This is a genomic window from Acinetobacter sp. 789_lipA (assembly GCF_058242845.1).
This window is the reverse complement of record NZ_JBZAYS010000001.1, coordinates 3,305,731-3,325,207: the sequence shown is the minus strand read 5'-3', so window position 1 is coordinate 3,325,207 and position 19,477 is coordinate 3,305,731. Positions and strand designations below refer to the sequence as shown.

Below are 19,477 nucleotides of genomic sequence, written 5' to 3'. Positions count from 1 at the left end.
ATGAATTCTCTATTTCAGCCCTTACTGAAGCAAAGTTTTAAAAGTAGCGGTGTGTATTTATTGATTATTGCATTGATTCTCGCAATCAGTGCAACGACCGCGTTGAAGTTTAGTAATGAGAAAATTCAAAATGCCGTAGCACTGCAAGCCGCTGAGATGCTAGCAGGGGACTTGGTTTTAACGGACAGCCAAAAACTCGACCCGAAATGGAAAGCGCAAGCGACAGCTCTCGATTTAAAACAATCTGAAGTCACTGTCTTTAGTTCGATGGCATATACCGATGATCAGTTTGTTATGGTCAATGTTAAAGCCATCGATCAAGCCTTCCCTCTGCGCGGAGAGTTACGTATTCAGCCTGCGGCGAAGCATATTGCTTCGGGTGAAGTGTGGTTGAGTCAACGTGCTATGGATTTGCTACGGGTTAAACTGGGCGATCAGCTGAATATTGCAGATGGTGTGTTTAAGATTACAGGCTTGATTGAGCATGACTCCAATCAGGAGTTAGGATTTTCAGGTTTCTCTCCCACGGTGATTATTTCAGAAGCGGATATTGCCAAGACCAATGCCATACAAGTCGGTAGTCGCATTGAATATCGCCTACTAATGGCAGGTACGGCACAAAATACTCAGCAGTTTGAAGCAAATTTTAAGAAGCAGAATGTATTGTCTGAAGAGGTCAGTGCGACAACTCAAAGTCCTAATGCGGAAGAACCACAAAACAGCTTACGCTTACGGAATGCCAGTGAGGGCAATACCCGTTTAATGAAACCGATTGAAAATTTGGACACATTTTTGCAGTTGGCGAATATCTTAACGATTTTACTGTGTGGAATTGCGATTGCTTTGACCAGTCAGCGTTTTGTGCAACAAAACCAAGATCACATTGCGCTATTACGTTGTATGGGGGCTGCGAAGTCACAAATTCTTTGGGCTTACCTTAGCTTGTTGGGTGTGGTGTTCTTGCTTGCCATGCTGGTCGGGAGTGTCGTGGGGGTAGGGCTGGGTTATGGCCTGTTACAGTTGATGTTACAACTGATTCCACACTTAAGTATTGCATTTTCAGCTTGGGATATGCTGCTCGGGCCGATTCCGATTGCCATGTTGACTAGTGCTGTGGTGCTATTGGGTTTTGTCTTACCAAGTTTTTGGGAGCTTTTGAATACTCCACCGATCCGTGTCATTCGCAGTCAAGAAAAATCAGTTTCGTCTATGTTTTGGATGTTACTTGCAGGCACGGCAAGTCTGGTATTATTTAGTATTGTTCTGACTGAAAACATGGTGCTGACAGCCATGGTGATTGGGGCAATTATTATTCTATGTGCAGTGTTATACGTTGTGGTCTGGCTGAGTTTGAAGTTCCTGCGCGGCTTGAAAAATGCGGTTTCTGCCTATGTCCGTACGCCTTACCAAACTGCGTTTCAGATTACCGCTTTGGCTTTAGGACTCAGTTTAATTACGGTTTTAGCCGTGCTACGAACCGATTTGTTAGAACGTTGGCAACAGCAAATTCCTATAGGAACGCCGAATCAGTTTGTATATGGTTTACCGCCTTTTGACATGCCTGAGTTAAAAGCGAAAATTGAACAAAACCATTGGAACAGTACGCCGCTCTATCCGAATATTCGAGGTAGACTGATTGCCAAAAATGGACAGCCTTTTGCTGCGGATTTGGTGAAGCAAAATAATTCCTTACGTCGCGAGCTAAATTTAACCCAAGCAGACCGTTATCCTAAAGACAATGTAATTGTCTCTGGAGTATCAAAACTGACAGCAAAAGGGCAAGTTTCGGTGGAAGCCAACACCGCAACAGAGCTTGGGATAAAAGTGGGGGATCAACTGACCTTTAGCTTACCAGAGGGTGTGATTCATGCCAAAGTGGCAAACTTACGAACTGTAGAATGGGAAAGTTTTAGCCCAAACTTCTTCTTTATTTTTGCGCCCCAAACTATGGATGAAAATGCGGGCAGTTATTTGGGCAGTTTCTATGTGCCTGAGTCAGACAAAGCGAAATTGGTCAGTATCATTCAACAATTTTCCAACACTGTCTTTATTGATGTAAGTTTAATTTTAGATGAAATTAAGCGCATCGTGACCGTGCTGGTGCAGATTGTCACGATCCTTGCAGTTTTAGTGAGTATTTCAGGTATTTTGGTTTTAATTGCGTGCCTGAACTTACTCATGGATGAGCGCAAACGTGAGGTGGCGTTATTACGTTCATTTGGTGGTTCCAAGCAAAAACTCAGAACTATGCTCAGTCTAGAAATTGGCTTTATTGGTTTTATGGCAGGTGTGGTTTCTTGTTTATTTGCTGAAGCAATAAGTGCAGTAGCATGTTATCGCATGGGATTAACCATTCAGCCACACTGGGAAATCTGGCTCATTTTACCACTGTTCATGACCTTACTCTGCGCGCTGATTGGGCGTTATCGCTTAAGTTATCTCAGTGAGATTCCACCTTTACAAAGTTTGAGAGAGATCAATCAATCGTGATTGATCTCTTAATATCTTAAGCGTTGAATCTTAGAAATTGAGCTGTTGACGCATCATCATTAACACTTCTGACCATAAGGGTTGAATATAGACCACAAGGTTTTGGCAGTGTAAGTAAAACCAATACGAACCGCAGGCTGCCAAAACAAGGCTCAGCAGCATAATCCAACGCTGCTGCGTTTTTTGTGAGAGATACCAAAGTGCCGCCAAAACAGCACCCATCAACATGCCGCCAATATGTGCGGCATTGTTAATCCCTGAAATCATAAAGCCCATGGCTAAGTTGATTCCCATCACGATGAGCAAAGTCTTTTTATCTAAAATAAAACGTTGCTGTGGGAGCATCGGTAGTAGCGATAGAACCGTCAGTGCTGCGCCCAGTCCCATGACGGCACCTGAAGCCCCTGCACCGACACGCGGCAAGAGTTCAGGGTTTGCTAAACCAACACGAATCAGTTCATAACTGTCTTGAATGGCAATATAACCACTGAGCAAGCTACCCATGAGACCAGCAAGAACATATAGCGCAAGAAAATAGACACGTCCAAACATTTGCTCCAGCACACTGCCAAAAATATACAGCGCCCACATGTTCAATATGAGGTGAACCAAGCCAAAATGAAAGAACATACTGCTCAATAAACGCATCGGTTCAGTCAAGAAGGTGAGCGGTGCATAGTCTGCTCCCCAGTGTATAGCATCAGCCGTACTTGGATTGCTGACATCCATGCCATGCAGTACTTGCCAAAAAAACAGCCCAACATTCACGGCAATAATGACGGCGGTAATCCACCATAAATGTACGTCGAATTTTGTTTTGATTTGCGGAGGTGTAAGCTCGGTCATGCTATTCTTGCTAAAATTTTGCTATATTTGCCCAAGCTTAGCATGAATAAAAATGATTTTTGGAGTAAGCCACTGGCATGAAAGCTTTTATTGTTCGTAGTTTGTTAGTCGTTGTCAGCTTCGTGCTTTTGGTACAGTTGTGGATTTTTGCAAGTCTTGCGTGGTGGCGGTACAAGCCAGTGGAAACCACCATGTTTATGCGAATTGATTATTGGTCTGAGCCATCTAAGCCTATTCAACACGAATGGCGTGATTATGACGAGATCAGTGAGTACATGAAAAAAGCCATTGTTGCGGCTGAAGATGGCAAATTTATGCAACATCATGGTTTTGACTGGGATGGCATTCAAGCGGCGCTTGAGCGTAATAATGACACGGGCAAAGTAGTTGCCGGCGGTTCAACAATTTCTCAGCAATTGGCCAAAAACTTATTTTTATATAACAAGCGTTCATTCATTCGTAAAGGTCAGGAAGCTGTTGCAACTTGGATGATGGAACGGATGTGGAGCAAAGAACGCATCTTAGAGGTTTATCTGAACTCGGTGGAGTTTGGTGATAATATCTATGGCGTGGAAGCTGCAACCCAACACTACTTTGGTAAAAGTTCACGTAGCTTAAGCCGAGAGCAGGCGGTCTTTTTAGCGGCCATTTTACCCAATCCGAAATACTACCAAGACCATCAAAATGACCGTAAGTTGCAAAACCGTGAGCGCATGATTCGAAAGTATATGCGCTATAGTGATATCCCTTAATTTGATTGATGTGAAAAAGCCCAAATTTATGGGCTTTTTTTTATGAAATTGTCACAAAATTGAAGCATACTTATCATGATAAAACGCATTCAAATAATCAAAGGTTAGCTATGAATACGGCAGCAAGCACATCTCCGATACTACAACCTGAATACGCGTATAACGATCGCTATATTAACCGTGAGTTATCGATATTAGATTTCCATTTACGTGTATTGGAACAAGCCGTAGATCCTTTACATCCGCTGTTAGAACGGATGAATTTCTTACTGATTTTTTCACGTAACTTAGATGAGTTCTTTGAAATTCGTGTTGCGGGCGTCATGGAACAGTTGGATCTGGGCAATGAAAGCCGTAGCCCCGATGGCTTAACCCCACGCCAAGTACTCGATCAAATTTCGCAAACCGCACATGCCGCAATTGAACGTCAGTATCGTATTCTCAATGATGAAATTCTGCCGAAACTACGTGAGGAAGACATTTGCTTCTTACGCCGTGGGGAACTGACACCTGCACAGTCTTCATGGGTAAAGAAATATTTCCAAGAACAGGTCGCACCTGTCTTAACACCGATTAGCCTTGACCCTGCGCATCCATTTCCGCGTTTAGTGAATAAAAGTCTCAACTTTATCGTGACTTTGGAAGGGAAAGACGCATTTGGTCGTCAGATTGATTTGGCCGTTGTTCCTGCACCACGTTCATTGCCACGTGTGGTTCGGCTACCTGATGAACTCACAGGTGGAAAAGAGCATCATGTGATGCTTTCAGCCATTATCCATGAGCATGTTTCTGACTTGTTCCCAGGGATGACAGCGACAGGCTGTTATCAGTTCCGTGTCACACGGAATGCCGATTTGGCACTCAATGAAGATGTGGAAGACTTAGCCAAAGCACTGAAAGGTGAGTTAAGTTCACGTCGTTTTGGACGAGCAGTACGTTTGGAAGTTACACAAAACTGTCCAGAACATATTTATAACTACTTGCTAGATGAATTTGATCTGCATCAGGAGCAGTTGTATAAAGTCGAAGGACCGGTGAACTTGGCGCGTTTATTGTCCAATTTTAAACGTCCCCATCTACGGTATGACGCGCATATTCCTGTTATTCCTAAAGTGCTGAAAAAGTCGGAAAGCATGTTCTCTGCAATGCAGAAACAGGATATTTTACTACATCATCCGTTTGAGTCTTTCGCACCTGTGATTAACTTATTGCGTGAAGCGGCACGTGACCCACAAGTGTTGGCGATTAAACAAACCCTATACCGTAGTGGTGCAGACTCTGAAATTGTACAAGTCTTAGCAGAAGCGGCGCGTAATGGGAAAGAAGTTACCGCAGTGATTGAGCTGCGTGCGCGTTTTGATGAAGAGTCAAATATCGAAGTGGCAAATGTGCTACAAGAAGCGGGCGCAGTGGTTGTTTACGGCATTGTGGGCTATAAAACTCATGCCAAAATGATTCTTGTGGTACGCCGTGAAAATAATAAACTCGTTCGTTATGTGCACTTGGGAACGGGTAACTACCATGCGGGTAATGCACGAATTTATACCGACTATGGCTTGCTCACGACCGATAAAGAGTTATGTGAAGATGTACACCGTATTTTCCAAGAACTGACGGGTATGGGGAAAATGGCGAAGCTGAAAAAGCTACTCCATGCACCGTTTACGCTCCATGCTCAACTGATTAACTTTATTGATGATGAAATTGCCAATGCCAAAGCGGGCAAGAAAGCGCAGATTATTGTGAAAGTAAATGCACTAACTGAAGTGCAACTGATCAACAAGCTATATGAGGCATCGCAGGCAGGTGTACAAATTGATCTCATTATTCGTTCAATTTGTTGTCTACGCCCAGGCTTGCCAGGGCTTTCGGAAAACATTCGTGTACGTTCGATCGTGGGGCGTTTCTTAGAACATACCCGTGTTTTCTATTTTAGTAATAATGGCGATGCGCGTATTTATGGTTCGAGTGCTGACTGGATGGATCGAAATCTATTTAATCGTGTTGAGGCATGTTTCCCAATTGAAGATCCTGCTTTGAAAAAACGTATTTATCAGCAAGGTTTGTTGACCTATTTGCAGGATAATCAACAAGCTTGGTTATTACAGGGTGACGGAACATGGCTTCGTGCGACACCAGTTGAAGACGAAACTGAGCATAATGCACAGCGTTATTTGTTAGATGTGATTAAATAACTTTAGAGAGGTGCTTGGGTCTAAAAAAGATTTAGGCACAAAAAAGGAGTCATGTTTGACTCCTTTTTTATGCACAAAAATAAACTTAGTGCAGATCTTGAGTAATTTTTTGCAGGATTTGTAATAGCACATCAAATTCGCTTTGTAGCGGGGTGCTTTTACGTGTCACCAAAGCCAAGATACGGCTTGGAGCAGCTTCAATTTGTTTGACCATCAAATCTGGATTCGCTTTAATCATATTGGTATGAATTGCGATTTCAGGTAATAAGGTAAAACCAAGATCAGCCGATACCATTTCTACAAGGGTCGGTAAAGAACTCGCTTTTAAACGATGGTCATTCTTACGTTCACCAATAGGGCAGGCACTTAGAGTGTGGTCACGTAAGCAGTGGCCTTCTTCAAGCAACATTAAACGCGAAAGGTCTAAGTCATCCAGCGATTTGGCTTGGCTTGCGATATCTGATTTATTGCAGACCAAAAATAAACTTTCTTTTGCGACCTCAGCAACTTTTAAGCCACGTGTATCAAAAGGTAGAGCCAAAACGACCATGTCTAAATTACCATGTTCGAGTTTTTCTACAATTTTCTCACTTTGCGCTTCGTGTAAATGTAGTTGAATTTTAGGGAGTTGCTTATGCACTTCATCTAACAATTGCGCCAAAATAAATGGCGCAATGGTTGGAATAACACCTAGATGTAAATCACCAGTTAAAGGCTCGCTCATTTCTCGGCTTAAACGCATCAGGTCTTGAGCATCTGCCAGTAGAACACGAGCACGAGCAACGACTTGCTCGCCTAGAGGAGTTAAGCGCACATTTTGGCGATCACGCTCTACAAGTACGCCACCGAGTAGGCGTTCAAGCTCCATAATCCCGCCCGACAAAGTCGATTGGGTTACAAATGAACGGCGTGCAGCTTCAGTAAAATGCAGCGTTTCTGACAGTGTAACGAGATATGACAGCTGTCTTAAGGATGGTAATGCAGCCATAGTGTCCTAATGATTATGATTTAAAGTGTTGTGCAAATAATTCGCTAAGATTTGGAATGAAGTGCGGTGGGATATCATGCCCCATTCCATCAATTAATTCAAATTTAGCGCCCATAATTGCCTTTGCAACGGCCTTTCCGTGACTAGGCGGGAGTAAACGGTCTCGCGAACCGTGTACCACAAGGGTCGGTTGTTGAATCTGTTTGTCCAGTTGCAATAAAGAACCTGTACATAATATTGCTAAAAACTGTTGAAGTACACCCGCAGGGTAATAACTTCGGCGATATAATTTGCGAGAAGTCTGAATTGACTCGATTGGATTGTGATAATCAGGCGAGCCAATGATCTTAAACACTTTCAAAGAGTGGCTTACAATTCCTTCTTCATCGGTCGATTCAGGTCGCCCAATTAGACTAAAGAGTTGCTTTGGAAAAGGCGGCGGCAGTAAAGGTTGGTTGTTACTGGTGAACATTAGGCCGAGCTTTTTGACCTTCTGTGGATGACGTGCTGCTAGAATTTGCCCAATCATACCCCCCATGGATGCACCAATCACATAACTTTCATCTAAACCTAAACGGTCTAAAAGCAGTGCCACATCGTCAGCCATGTCATATAAGTCATAAGGTGCACCACGGTTATCTAAACCTAAAGCAAAACGACCCATCAGTTTGAGGGTGTTTAAGCGTGGACCTTGATGTTTAATTTTTGAAGATAAACCAATATCTCGGTTATCAAAGCGAATGATACGAAAACCTTGATCAATCAGAGATTTACAGAAGAAATCAGGCCAAAATAAGAGCTGTGCTCCTAAGCCCATGATCAAAACAATGGTCGGATGATGGTCTTCGCCACCGATTTCGACATGGAGTTCAATACCATTGCCTAAGTCGACTTTGGTTTCGCGCATGAAAGAGGTATAGGGTGAAAGATTATATTGGAGTGCGCTATTCATTATTGTAATCCTCACATAAAGGACATCTATTGTTATAAATGTCCTTTTATTTAAACTCTAAATCTGTGCTGGAATCAAGTCTGGAACCAGTTTTGTTAATGCTAAGCGTTGTTTCGCTGCGGTTGCACCGAGCAGTACGAAGCCGCGAAGTGTACCTTGACTGTCTAGGGCTTTGGCAATCATGCCATCGTCTAATTCCTCAGTTTCCCAGTTCACCTCTGCATCGATTGGCGCAGGCAAAACAGTGAGCGGCGCAGCGGGTGTTTTAACGGCTACAGGCATAGCAGGGTAATGCACCGCAGTGGTCTCACCATTTAAGGTTTTGGCTAAAGCGCGTGCTTGTTGCATGATTGGCATGACATAAGGTAGCAAGAGTCCGTTCACTTCAGCACAATCTCCGACAGCGTAGATATGCGGCTGATTGGTCTCAAGTTGTGCATTGGTCAAAATGCCACGACTGGTTTGAATATCTGCTTCTTTTGCCAGGGAGATGCTCGGTTGTAAGCCAATCGCAGATAAGACTACATCTGCAACCAAAGACTGACCATTGGCCAAGGTCACAACATAGTCACCATTTTCAATTTTAGACACTTTTTCAACTGTAGTGCCAAGGGCAAAATGAATACCCGTTGCTTCAAGGTTTTCTTTAAAGGCACTTGAGACATGCGCTGGCAATAAACGGCCCAAAGGCTGGTTTGCCAAGTCGATGACGGTAGCTTGATGGCCTGTATGTTGTAAATCATTGGCAAATTCGCAGCCGATGAGACCTGCACCTAAAATGACTACACGCTTGTCTGCACGTTTTTCAAGTTCTGCACGGAAGGCTTTATAGTCGTCTAGATTGTTGACAACTTGAATATCATTGCTTCCATCACCAGCAATGGCTAAGCGAATTGGGTTTGCACCTACCGCTAAAACCAATTGAGAGTAGGGCTGTGTAGATTCAGCGCCATCTTTAACAAGAGTTAACTGCTGTTGTTCAGCATGAATCTCTTTCACCCAAGTATGCGTGGCAATTTGCATTTTCAGTTGTGTTGCCATTTTCTCTGCATCACCCAAAGCAATCTGTTCAGGCGCTTTGTTGGCAACAAAGGCATTGGACAACGTTGGTTTGGCATAATTAGTCGCATCATCTGCACATAGCATAAGCAGCTCTTGTTCAGGGTTCAGCTTGCGAAATTCACGTGCTACAGCATAGCCTGCCATACCTGAGCCAATGATGACGATGGGATGCATAAGGTTCTCCAGAGATTATTTTAAAGACGTAAAAAAAGACCATGCTGCATGGTCTTTAACACTATGAATTAGATTTCAACCATTTCAAAATCGATTTTTGACACGCCACAATCTGGGCAAGTCCAATCGTCAGGGATATCGTCCCATTTTGTTCCCGCCACGATGCCATCTTGTGGCCAACCTTCTGCTTCGTCATAAATCCATCCACACACGATGCATTGATACTTCTTCATTTGACTCTCCAAAACGCTGAACAAGAAAGGGTTCAGCAAAATAATCCATTACGCAAGCTGCTATTCATCTGAGTGGTTAGCATGCTTCGCTAACCTAAATTTTTACGCAGTTCTAATACGAATGTAAAGTAAATATCGGAGTTTAATGATTGAATCTATCGGCTAAAAGCGATAATCAGGACAAAACGTATCATTTAAAACCAGATCACGTTTTGCGAATGGGTGAAGGTTGTAGATGATTACATCTAAAAAAGATGCGTTTTTTCAGTCAGCTAGCCTTATAAAATTATTGATGTATAGACTAAGGTCGTGCTGTAAACTCAAAGTTAAATTGCTATTTTAATATTGAGTACATCTATACCTAATATTTATTAAATAAATGATTTAATTAAAAACAATAATTTACATAAATATTTTGGTTGTTCGGTCGGCTGCATAGCCAGTACTTGACTGTTTTTTTAACAGATAAAGCTGTAAAATTCATCTATTCCTTTTCAAATTTTATTGATCTCCTATGAACAACTTGTCTACAACGTTGTGGTCGCACATTCGTACGGTCCAAGATTTTCCAAAACCTGGGATTTGCTTCTTCGATTTAACACCATTGTTTATGAGCAATATTGAGCCTTTAACCGACGCGTTAATTGCAAGTATTCCTGCTGAACAGTTGGCGGAAGTAGACAGTTTTGTTGCTGTAGAAGCGCGTGGCTTTGTCCTTGCGAGCTTATTGGCACAGCGTTTAGGTAAAGGTTTATTGTTGGTGCGTAAAGCGGGCAAGCTGCCACCACCAGTGGTGGGCGTGGGTTATAGTTTGGAATATGGTTTAGACCGTTTAGAAATGGCAGCCAATACCCCATCGCAAAAAGTGATTATTGTGGATGACGTTTTAGCGACAGGCGGTACATTAAAAGCCGTTAAACAGTTGGTGGCAAAATGTAATCATGAAGTGCTCGGTGCCAGTATTTTTCTTGATTTGCCTGATTTGCATGCTGACTTAGGTTTAAAGATTTGGTCAGTGTTAGATGATAAATCGAAACCAGACTCTGTTGCTGCATAAGCACATTAAAAAGCCTTGGGACATCCAAGGCTTTTTTTATTTATATAAATATTGTTGTTCTAAATGTTCAATTAGCTGATTAATATTTTCAGGTTTAAGTAGTCGGTGATGTCCACCTTCAACCGCTTGAATCAACATATAATTTTCTAAAATTTCCTGTGCTGCATACATATCAATTAATTCATCTCCCAGCTCCAAGTAGGCCACTTGCGGTACATTGTGGTCTAAGTCAGTATCATTAATACTCGGATAATCATCGCGAAAGTCAGGGGCTAAGCGTGGGTTGGCAATCACACATGGAATTTGATGTAGCAGCGACATTTTCAATGCCCAATATGCACCAATACAATGCCCAACAATAATTTCAGGTTTTATTTTTTCAATAATATCGTCGTAGAAACTGGCTACGGTAGAAAAATTGAGATAGCGATAATCGATATCGATACAAAATTTCTGCTTTGCATCAATGGCATGGAACTTAGTGGACTCGCGTGAGGAGTCTAATCCATGCAAAAACAAAATTTTAGATTCGCATCTGCTCATGATTTATCATTCAATTAAAAAACTAAATTATTTTATGAGTGGAGAAAAGTTTACTTTTCCACGATTTATAATGTCCATTGTAGAGGGATTAACCGTGAAATGAAGTTAGCTTTTGGTCTAAGAAATAGACAGACCTTTTATACGGTGGGTTCTTAGCTCTGAAATAAACGGGATATATACTTTTTTATATACCGCATGGTTTTTGATGATGCTCATTCGTCTGGAATTCTGCTATGCTATGCAACTTCCGTTTTTTAATACATATACACGAGGCAGAGATGACGCAACAAAACGCTCAATCGACTTCTGAACAAGCCATTTCCGAAAACGATTTAATTGCACAGCGTCATGCCAAGTTAAAGCAGATTGAAGATCAAGCCAAACAAACGGGCACTAGCCCATGGCCAAACACGTTTAAACGTGAACATTATGCGCAAGACTTACAAGATCAATTTGCAGACAAAAGCAAAGAAGAAATTGAAGCAGCAGAGCATGTTTATGTGTCTGTAGCGGGCCGTGTGATGTTGAACCGCGGTTCATTCATCGTGATCCAAGATATGACGGGTCGTATCCAGTTATATGTAGCGCGTAAAGAGTTAGCACCAGAAACCCTAGAAACCATTAAGAGCTTAGATCTTGGCGATATTATCGCGGTGAAAGGTTATATTGGTCGTTCAGGTAAGGGTGACCTTTATGTACATATTGAACACTTTGAGCTTTTAACCAAGTCGCTTCGTCCACTTCCAGATAAATTCCATGGTCTAAACGATACTGAAGTTAAATATCGTAAGCGTTATCTTGACCTGATTGTGAACGAGGAAACACGTAAGACTTTTGAAATTCGTGCCAAAGTGGTTTCAGGCATTCGTGCGTTCTTAACTGAACAGCGCTTTATGGAAGTAGAAACACCGATGATGCATGTGATTCCAGGTGGAGCATCAGCGCGTCCATTTGAAACGCATCATAATGCTTTGGATATGCCACTTTTCTTACGTATTGCGCCTGAGCTCTACTTAAAACGTTTGGTGGTCGGTGGTTTTGAGCGTGTGTTTGAAATCAACCGTAACTTCCGTAACGAAGGTGTTTCGACGCGTCATAACCCAGAATTCACTATGATTGAATTCTATCAAGCTTATGCAGACTATAAAGACTTGATGGAACTTACCGAAAATATGCTTGAGCGTTTAGCGTTGGACATTTTGGGTTCAACTGATGTGCCTTATGGTGAAGAAGTATATAGCTTCAAAGGCCCATTCAAGAAAATTTCAATGTTTGATGCCATTCTAGCACACAACCCACAGTTCACGCCTGAAAATGTCAATGATCGTGAATTCTTGGCAAAATTTGTGCAAGAAGAACTTAAAGAACAGGTGAAACCAGGTTTTGGTTTGGGCAAACTTCAAACCATCGTATTTGAAGAAACTGTTGAAACTCAGCTACGTCAACCGACTTTCATTACAGAATATCCTGCTGAAACTTCGCCATTGGCACGTCGTAATGATCATAACCCACACATTACGGACCGTTTTGAGTTCTTTATTGGTGGTCGTGAACTTGCGAATGGTTTCTCCGAGTTGAATGACCCGATTGACCAAGCTGAGCGTTTTCAAGCACAGGTTTCAGAAAAAGACGCAGGTGATGATGAAGCAATGCACTACGATGCAGACTTTGTTGAAGCACTTGAGTACGGCTTACCGCCGACAGCGGGTGAGGGTATTGGTATTGACCGTTTAGTCATGTTATTCGCTAATGCAGCAAGTATTCGTGATGTGATTCTGTTCCCACACATGCGTCATAAAAACTAAGTTTGATATGAACATAAAAAGCCCGCATTTATTGCGGGCTTTTTATGTTTTACGGATTAATCTTGAAATAATTGGAATCCAAACTTGGGGTTATCATGTTGATATATAAAATCAACAAGCTGGTCTGTATTGAGTGTGCTTTTTAGTATTCTAGGTTGCGAGTTTGGTAAGTCATATACATAGAACGTAAATGAAACCTACACTAGGTATTTGTAGATGTATTACCTAGCAGAAACATAGATGAAGAATCGAAGCGTGAACAGGCTTAGTGCTTTGAATGAAGTTGATGTAATATTTGAGTTTATTTAGTGATATATTATTGTTAAATAAAACTTATAGGGCTTATCAATTTTGTTTTATATGAGGTTTTTGCATATAAATATAATAAAACAAGCAATAGTGTGTATAACTAAATCTTTATAATGAATATATATTTTTAAAAGTGTAATAAGTACACGATTTTTGTGAGTTGGTGCTGTCAATGTCATTAAATGAGGAAAGACTTACTCATCTTAAACAGCTTGAAGCTGAGAGTATTCATATTATCCGCGAAGTAGCTGCTGAGTTTGAAAACCCAGTGATGCTTTATTCTATTGGTAAGGATTCAGCAGTCATGCTGCATCTGGCGCTTAAAGCGTTCTATCCTGCCAAGCTTCCATTTCCGCTTCTACATGTAGATACAGGCTGGAAATTTAAAGACATGATTGCTTTCCGCGACAACATGGCAAAAACCCATGGCTTTGATTTGATCGTACATCAAAACAAAGAAGGGAAAGATGCGGGCATTAACCCATTTGACCATGGTAGCTCAAAATATACCGACATCATGAAAACTCAAGGCTTAAAACAAGCACTTGATAAATACGGTTTTGATGCGGCATTTGGTGGTGCGCGTCGTGATGAAGAAAAATCACGTGCTAAAGAACGTGTCTATTCATTCCGTGACTCGAAACACCGTTGGGACCCGAAAAACCAACGTCCTGAACTTTGGAATCTTTACAACGGTAAAGTGAACAAAGGTGAAAGTATTCGTGTATTCCCACTATCAAACTGGACTGAGCTTGATATTTGGCAATACATCTACTTGGAAAGCATTCCATTGGTTCCACTTTATTTAGCTGCAGAACGTCCTGTGGTTGAGCGTAGTGGCACCCTGATTATGGTTGATGATGAACGTATGCCTTTAAAAGAAGGCGAAGTTCCACAAATGAAATCGGTACGTTTCCGTACTCTTGGTTGTTACCCACTTACGGGTGCAGTTGAGTCAACGGCAAATACCTTACCTGAAATTATCCAAGAAATGTTGCTTGCAACCAGCTCTGAACGTCAAGGTCGTATGATTGACCATGATGAGGCGGGCTCGATGGAGAAGAAAAAGCAAGAAGGTTATTTCTAACTGTTTATAAATCTCTCCCCTTGCGCAGCAGTGCTGCTCATCTTTTTCTAAGAGAGGAGAAAAGCCCTTGTTTTGTAAAGGGGAAAGTCTCCCTTAACAAAGGGAGATTTAGAGGGATTAAAGAGATTAAAAACCGATTTCTAAAGAATATGTGGAGTTTTGAGCAATGTCTCATCAATCAGAACTGATTAGCCAAGATATCTTGGGCTATCTAAAACAACATGAAAATAAAGACTTATTGCGTTTTCTGACTTGCGGTAACGTCGATGATGGTAAGTCAACTTTAATTGGTCGTTTGCTTTACGATTCAAAATTGATTTATGAAGATCAATTGCAAGCGGTGACTCGTGACTCTAAAAAAGTCGGTACGACAGGCGATGCACCTGACTTAGCACTCCTTGTAGATGGTCTACAAGCTGAGCGTGAGCAGGGTATTACCATTGATGTTGCTTATCGTTATTTCTCAACTGAAAAACGTAAGTTCATCATTGCCGACACGCCAGGACATGAGCAATACACGCGTAACATGGCAACGGGTGCGTCAACCTGTGATCTTGCGATTATCTTGATTGATGCGCGTTATGGTGTACAAACTCAGACGCGTCGCCATACTTATATTGCAAGCTTACTGGGCATTAAGAACATTATTGTTGCGATTAACAAAATGGACTTAGTTGAATTTTCTGAAGCGCGCTTCAATGAAATTCAGACAGAGTATGCAGGTTTTGTTGCACAACTCGGTGACCGTAAGCCAAACAACATTATCTTTACGCCTATTTCAGCATTGAATGGTGATAACGTTGTCAATAAATCACCAAATACGCCATGGTACACAGGCGAAACTTTGATGGGTACGCTTGAGTCTGTGGAAATTAACCGCAGTTCGGTGACTAACGATTTCCGTTTCCCTGTGCAATATGTAAACCGTCCAAACCTCGACTTCCGTGGTTTCTGTGGTACGGTTGCGTTGGGTGATGTATCTGTAGGTGACAAAATCGTGGCTTTACCATCGGGTAAGTCATCAACGATCAAAGAAATTGTCACTTATGATGGTAATTTAGAGCGTGCCGTTGCAGGTCAAGCGGTAACCTTGACGCTGAATGACGAAATTGATATTTCGCGTGGTAACGTGCTTGTACGTGCAGATCAAACTGCGCCAGAAATTTCACGTTCAGTGAATGCTACTGTGGTCTGGATGGCAGATCAACCACTGGTGATTGGTAAGCTTTATAACTTAAAAGTAGGCACGCAAACTGTTCCTGCAAAAGTGACCGCAATTAACTACCGTACCAATGTAAATACATTGGAAAAAGTACAAGTGGATAGCCTTGAGCTGAATGCCATTGCCAATGTCACTGTTGAGTTTGATGCGCCTGTCGTATTTGATCGCTACCAAGACAGTCGTTATACAGGTTCGTTTATCTTCATCGACCGTTTAAACAACGTGACGATTGGTGCGGGTATGGTGGAAGAGTCTGTGGAATGGTCTGCATACAGCAACCCTGTCACAGCGGAAGATCGTGCTGCACGTTTAGGTCAAAAACCTGCTGCGGTAACTGTATCTGTGAAAGCACTTGAAAATGCACAAGTACTTGAAAACTTGTTAATTCAACAAGGTGTGGTTGCGATTGCGAAAGCAGGTCTAACTGCTGATCAGGTTGCACTAGTACGTGAAACAGGTGTGGTTGTGGTGACTGACCTTGTCGATGGTACAGATGTCGCATTCACTCAAGATGCGGTTGAAGAGCTAGCTGATAAAATTGTTGAATTGGTTCGTCTATAAGAGATTGAGCTGATTTGAAGGAACCCACCGTAAGGTGGGTTTTTTTATTGAAAAATTAAAAAATAGTGGTAATAATGCATGAAAAATAAACGAGTTTAGTTAAATGTTTAAAAGTTTGACATTGAAAAATTTTAGAAATTTTGAAAATATTTATATTGAGCTCAAAGATAAAAATATAATTTTAGGGATGAATGATGTTGGTAAAAGTAATCTATTGCATTCATTAAGAATGATATTTGATAGGAAGATAAGATTAGATGAAATACATAGTAGTGATTTTCATAATAAAAATATGGGTTCGGCTATTGAAATAATTGTAGGTTTAGATATATCACATTTTGATGGAGATGATGTTGAAAAGCTTATAGCTAAAGTACAAGAGGCAAGAACACAAGAAGAATCACAAAATTTTTATATAAAGCTAAAAATAGATAATAAAGAAGATGAGGGAGCTTTAAAGCAATTTTATTGGGGAGATGATTTAGATAATTTAAGAGAAATAAAAGCTAAAGGCATTAACTATTTGGTTTTAGATGATGTATTTAGCGTGGTTTACATACCTTCTCACGTGGAAACAGTAAGGGTTTTCAATGATATTAGAAAGGAAATTTTAAAAGATATAGAAGAAGTTGAACATGACTTCATTCTCAAAAATGAGATAAATGAAAATTTTCAAAAGATAAATGAAAAGATTCAAGAGTTGACAACGGTTTGTAAAATTGAAGAAGTGATAAACACTAATTTAAAAGTATTTGATGATGCATACAAAGTAACAATTACATCTCAATCTGTAGTTGATGACTTATACAAGCAACTTAAAATTTATACAATTGAAAGTGACCATGATCATCTTTATCCAGCATCTGGAGATGGTCGACAGAAGAAAATAATGTACGCAATGTTACATTATTTTTTAGAGAAAGAAGCTATTAAAAAAATTCCCATCTTAATTCTAGAAGAACCAGAAAATCATTTATTTTTAAGTGCGCAAATAGACTTATCTAGAACATTATTTGATGATTTAAATATTAAGTATATTTTTTGTTCAAGCCACTCATCTGAGCTACTGTATCATATTGGTATAGATTGTAATTTAGTTAGGTTGTATCGCCAGAAAAATATGCCCTTAAGAAAAACTATCAGTAGTTCGGCACAGATAAGTAGTGAATATCATAATCTAAAAAAAATGTATGCTGAGGGGCTCAGTAAAGGATACTTTGCGGATTGTGTTTTATTGGTTGAAGGTTATTCGGAAAAACTTTTGTGTGATTCTATTTTAAGTTGTGTACTCAGTAAAAACCAGTTTCAAAAACTGTATGTTTTACCAGTGCTTGGTACAAATTTTAAACCATATAGAGATTTACTTAAAAAACTTGGAATCAAGATTATCGTTCGAACGGATAATGATATATATAAGAATGATATTTATGGATTAAAACGCTGCTTAAAAATAGTTAATAAGAACCTTACTGAGATCATTCCTGAAGAGCTAAAAGGTAGGAAAGATGAAGGTGAAATAATTTTGAATAAGAAGAAGAAAGATCTACACAAACACTTTCAACCATTAATTGAGAATCTTAAACTGGAACATGATATATTTTTGGCTGAAATTGATTTAGAAAATGATATTGTAAATGCTTTATTGGATGAGGGAATAAGTAATTGTTCGCTTAATGGTGAAGTTGTTGATTTAGAGGAATTGAAGTCAGAACTTCAATATAAAAAATGGCACAATATGTTTTTATTTTTAGAAGAAAATGAAGAACTATTTGAAATAATATTCAAAAATTCAAGATTTGATTTTTTAAAAGAAGTAAAAGCATGCCTAGTTTAGATTTTACATTGGAACAACAGAGAATATTAGATTGTACTTCGGAAAATATAATTGTTTCAGCTTGTGCCGGATCTGGAAAATCTTCTACATTAGTTGAAAAAGCAAAAAGGGAAATATTGCTAAGTCGTCCATGGAAGAAATTGGCAGTACTTACGTTTACAAATAAATCTAAAGATGATTTGATTTCTAAAGTAAATCATCCATCAATTATCATTACAACATTTCATGGGTTTATTTTTGAAAATGTTTTCCCTTTCGACCCATATTTTTGTAATGAAGTTAGGGAGTCTTTCCAAAAAAGAGCTAATACATATATTGAGTGGTTAGATGCTTTTAAAAATAATAAAATTATCATGGGGTCTAGTGGTAAAAATGATTTTGTACTACAGCATGCTCTTTTTCTACTTAATAAGATAAATTTAAAAAAATTTTTGAAATCGAAATTTCATGCTGTTTTTATTGATGAGGCGCAAGATAATAATATCCAGCAATATTCTATTGTTGAATTTTTAATAAATTGCAAGATTAAAATCTTGATGGTTGGCGATCCTAATCAGACTTTATATGGCTTTAGGGGAGCTTGTTCTGAAACCTTTAAAAAATATAAAGATGATTCTAGGTTTGATAGTTTTATTTTATCTGAGAACTTTAGATGCCATAATATTATAAATGAAATTGCTATATCATATAGTTTCCCAGATAAAAACTATTGTGAGAATGGGAAAGGTTATATAGTAACTAATCTCAGTAAGTTGGATGAAATTGTTGAAAAGCTTCAGTATGAGTCGATCGCATTTTTAAAAAAAACTAATTATGATTTGCATGATTATGATGGGAAGTTTTCCATATTAAAGGAATTATCATTTTCTAGAGATGTTAATTCCGGAGTACAGGAAATTGCAATATGTCTTTTGAAATTAAAATTTAAAAAAAAATATTTTTTTTATAACGTAATGGAAGACTTACAGGTAGATATTGATAGATATAAACAAAAAGAGATAGATAAACTTAAGGATGATTTAAACACGTTTATTAAAACAGAGTCTTTTGATTTATTGTATATTTTTTTAGATATGATAAATTTTGTTGAACTAAGTAGTCAAGTATATGAAAGCTATTGTGCTTTAAGTAAATTAGAAGAAACAAAAAATTTCTTTCGGGATACAAGAAGGCATGTGACAATGACTATTCATTCATCGAAAGGGTTAGAGTTTGATAATATTATTATAAGAAAGGATGATCTTTATCATAATGGAGTACTTCAGAAAAATAACTTTTATGTGAGTATGACTCGAGCTAGAAATCGTGTTTTAGTAATTTTATGATTCTTGAAGAAGAAATTAATAAAAACTAATTTTTAATTCATA

Annotated in this window: 15 protein-coding genes; 9 read left to right on the top strand and 6 right to left on the bottom strand. The window is 39.6% G+C overall.

Translation table 11 applies throughout. The features are described from left to right. Complete coding sequence (locus AC4CUZ_RS16415) at positions 1-2,490, top strand: ABC transporter permease (protein ID WP_201950779.1); 2,490 nt, start codon at positions 1-3, stop codon at positions 2,488-2,490. Between the two features lie 30 nt (positions 2,491-2,520). Here the strand turns inward: AC4CUZ_RS16415 and AC4CUZ_RS16410 are convergent, their stop codons facing one another. Further along, the gene (locus AC4CUZ_RS16410; protein ID WP_151835831.1) at positions 2,521-3,336 is read right to left on the bottom strand and encodes a rhomboid family intramembrane serine protease; all 816 of its coding nucleotides are present in this window, start codon (positions 3,334-3,336) and stop codon (positions 2,521-2,523) included. A 77-nt stretch (positions 3,337-3,413) separates the two neighbouring features. Here AC4CUZ_RS16410 and mtgA point away from each other — a divergent pair, with 77 nt between their 5' ends. Together mtgA and ppk1 are read left to right on the top strand one after the other, a co-directional pair. Next, positions 3,414-4,088 carry a monofunctional biosynthetic peptidoglycan transglycosylase gene (gene mtgA / locus AC4CUZ_RS16405; RefSeq protein ID WP_004694386.1) on the top strand — a complete coding sequence of 225 codons (675 nt, stop codon included), beginning with the start codon at positions 3,414-3,416 and terminating at the stop codon, positions 4,086-4,088. A gap of 110 nt (positions 4,089-4,198) precedes the next feature. Then, positions 4,199-6,283: a polyphosphate kinase 1 gene (gene ppk1, locus AC4CUZ_RS16400; protein WP_151835830.1), complete on the top strand. Its 2,085-nt coding sequence runs from the start codon at positions 4,199-4,201 to the stop codon at positions 6,281-6,283. Positions 6,284-6,368: 85 nt separating this feature from the next. Here the strand turns inward: ppk1 and oxyR are convergent, their stop codons facing one another. The 4 genes from oxyR to rubA form a co-directional block, all read right to left on the bottom strand. Next, a complete protein-coding gene (gene oxyR / locus AC4CUZ_RS16395) occupies positions 6,369-7,271 on the bottom strand; it encodes a LysR family transcriptional regulator OxyR (RefSeq protein ID WP_004981021.1) in 903 nt (300 codons plus the stop codon). Positions 7,272-7,284: 13 nt separating this feature from the next. Beyond that, a complete protein-coding gene (locus AC4CUZ_RS16390; protein ID WP_004694383.1) occupies positions 7,285-8,223 on the bottom strand; it encodes an alpha/beta fold hydrolase in 939 nt (312 codons plus the stop codon). Positions 8,224-8,280: 57 nt separating this feature from the next. After that, on the bottom strand, positions 8,281-9,459 hold the full coding sequence (locus AC4CUZ_RS16385; RefSeq protein WP_151835829.1) for an NAD(P)/FAD-dependent oxidoreductase: 1,179 nt from the start codon (positions 9,457-9,459) through the stop codon (positions 8,281-8,283). A gap of 68 nt (positions 9,460-9,527) precedes the next feature. Continuing rightward, positions 9,528-9,692: a rubredoxin RubA gene (rubA, locus tag AC4CUZ_RS16380; protein ID WP_004694381.1), complete on the bottom strand. Its 165-nt coding sequence runs from the start codon at positions 9,690-9,692 to the stop codon at positions 9,528-9,530. Positions 9,693-10,206: 514 nt separating this feature from the next. Here rubA and AC4CUZ_RS16375 point away from each other — a divergent pair. Continuing rightward, positions 10,207-10,749, top strand: coding sequence for an adenine phosphoribosyltransferase (locus AC4CUZ_RS16375; RefSeq protein ID WP_151835828.1), 543 nt, complete (start codon positions 10,207-10,209; stop codon positions 10,747-10,749). A 36-nt stretch (positions 10,750-10,785) separates the two neighbouring features. Here the strand turns inward: AC4CUZ_RS16375 and AC4CUZ_RS16370 are convergent, their stop codons facing one another. Next, entirely contained in the window at positions 10,786-11,292 is a 507-nt protein-coding gene (locus AC4CUZ_RS16370; protein WP_010326266.1) for a YqiA/YcfP family alpha/beta fold hydrolase, read from the bottom strand. Between the two features lie 278 nt (positions 11,293-11,570). Between AC4CUZ_RS16370 and lysS the strand changes: the two genes are divergently transcribed. The 5 genes from lysS (at position 11,571) to AC4CUZ_RS16345 (ending at position 19,435) form a co-directional block, all read left to right on the top strand. Beyond that, positions 11,571-13,097: a lysine--tRNA ligase gene (lysS, locus tag AC4CUZ_RS16365; RefSeq protein ID WP_062034107.1), complete on the top strand. Its 1,527-nt coding sequence runs from the start codon at positions 11,571-11,573 to the stop codon at positions 13,095-13,097. Between the two features lie 481 nt (positions 13,098-13,578). Beyond that, positions 13,579-14,493, top strand: a complete 915-nt coding sequence (cysD, locus tag AC4CUZ_RS16360) for a sulfate adenylyltransferase subunit CysD (RefSeq protein WP_004694369.1) — start codon at positions 13,579-13,581, stop codon at positions 14,491-14,493. A gap of 166 nt (positions 14,494-14,659) precedes the next feature. Beyond that, positions 14,660-16,276, top strand: coding sequence for a sulfate adenylyltransferase subunit CysN (gene cysN, locus AC4CUZ_RS16355; RefSeq protein ID WP_151835827.1), 1,617 nt, complete (start codon positions 14,660-14,662; stop codon positions 16,274-16,276). Positions 16,277-16,379: 103 nt separating this feature from the next. Continuing rightward, positions 16,380-18,110, top strand: coding sequence for an ATP-dependent nuclease (locus AC4CUZ_RS16350; protein ID WP_114837886.1), 1,731 nt, complete (start codon positions 16,380-16,382; stop codon positions 18,108-18,110). Further along, complete coding sequence (locus AC4CUZ_RS16345; RefSeq protein WP_195728795.1) at positions 18,098-19,435, top strand: UvrD-helicase domain-containing protein; 1,338 nt, start codon at positions 18,098-18,100, stop codon at positions 19,433-19,435. Before AC4CUZ_RS16350 ends, AC4CUZ_RS16345 begins: the two co-directional genes overlap by 13 nt. Positions 19,436-19,477: the final 42 nt, after the last annotated feature.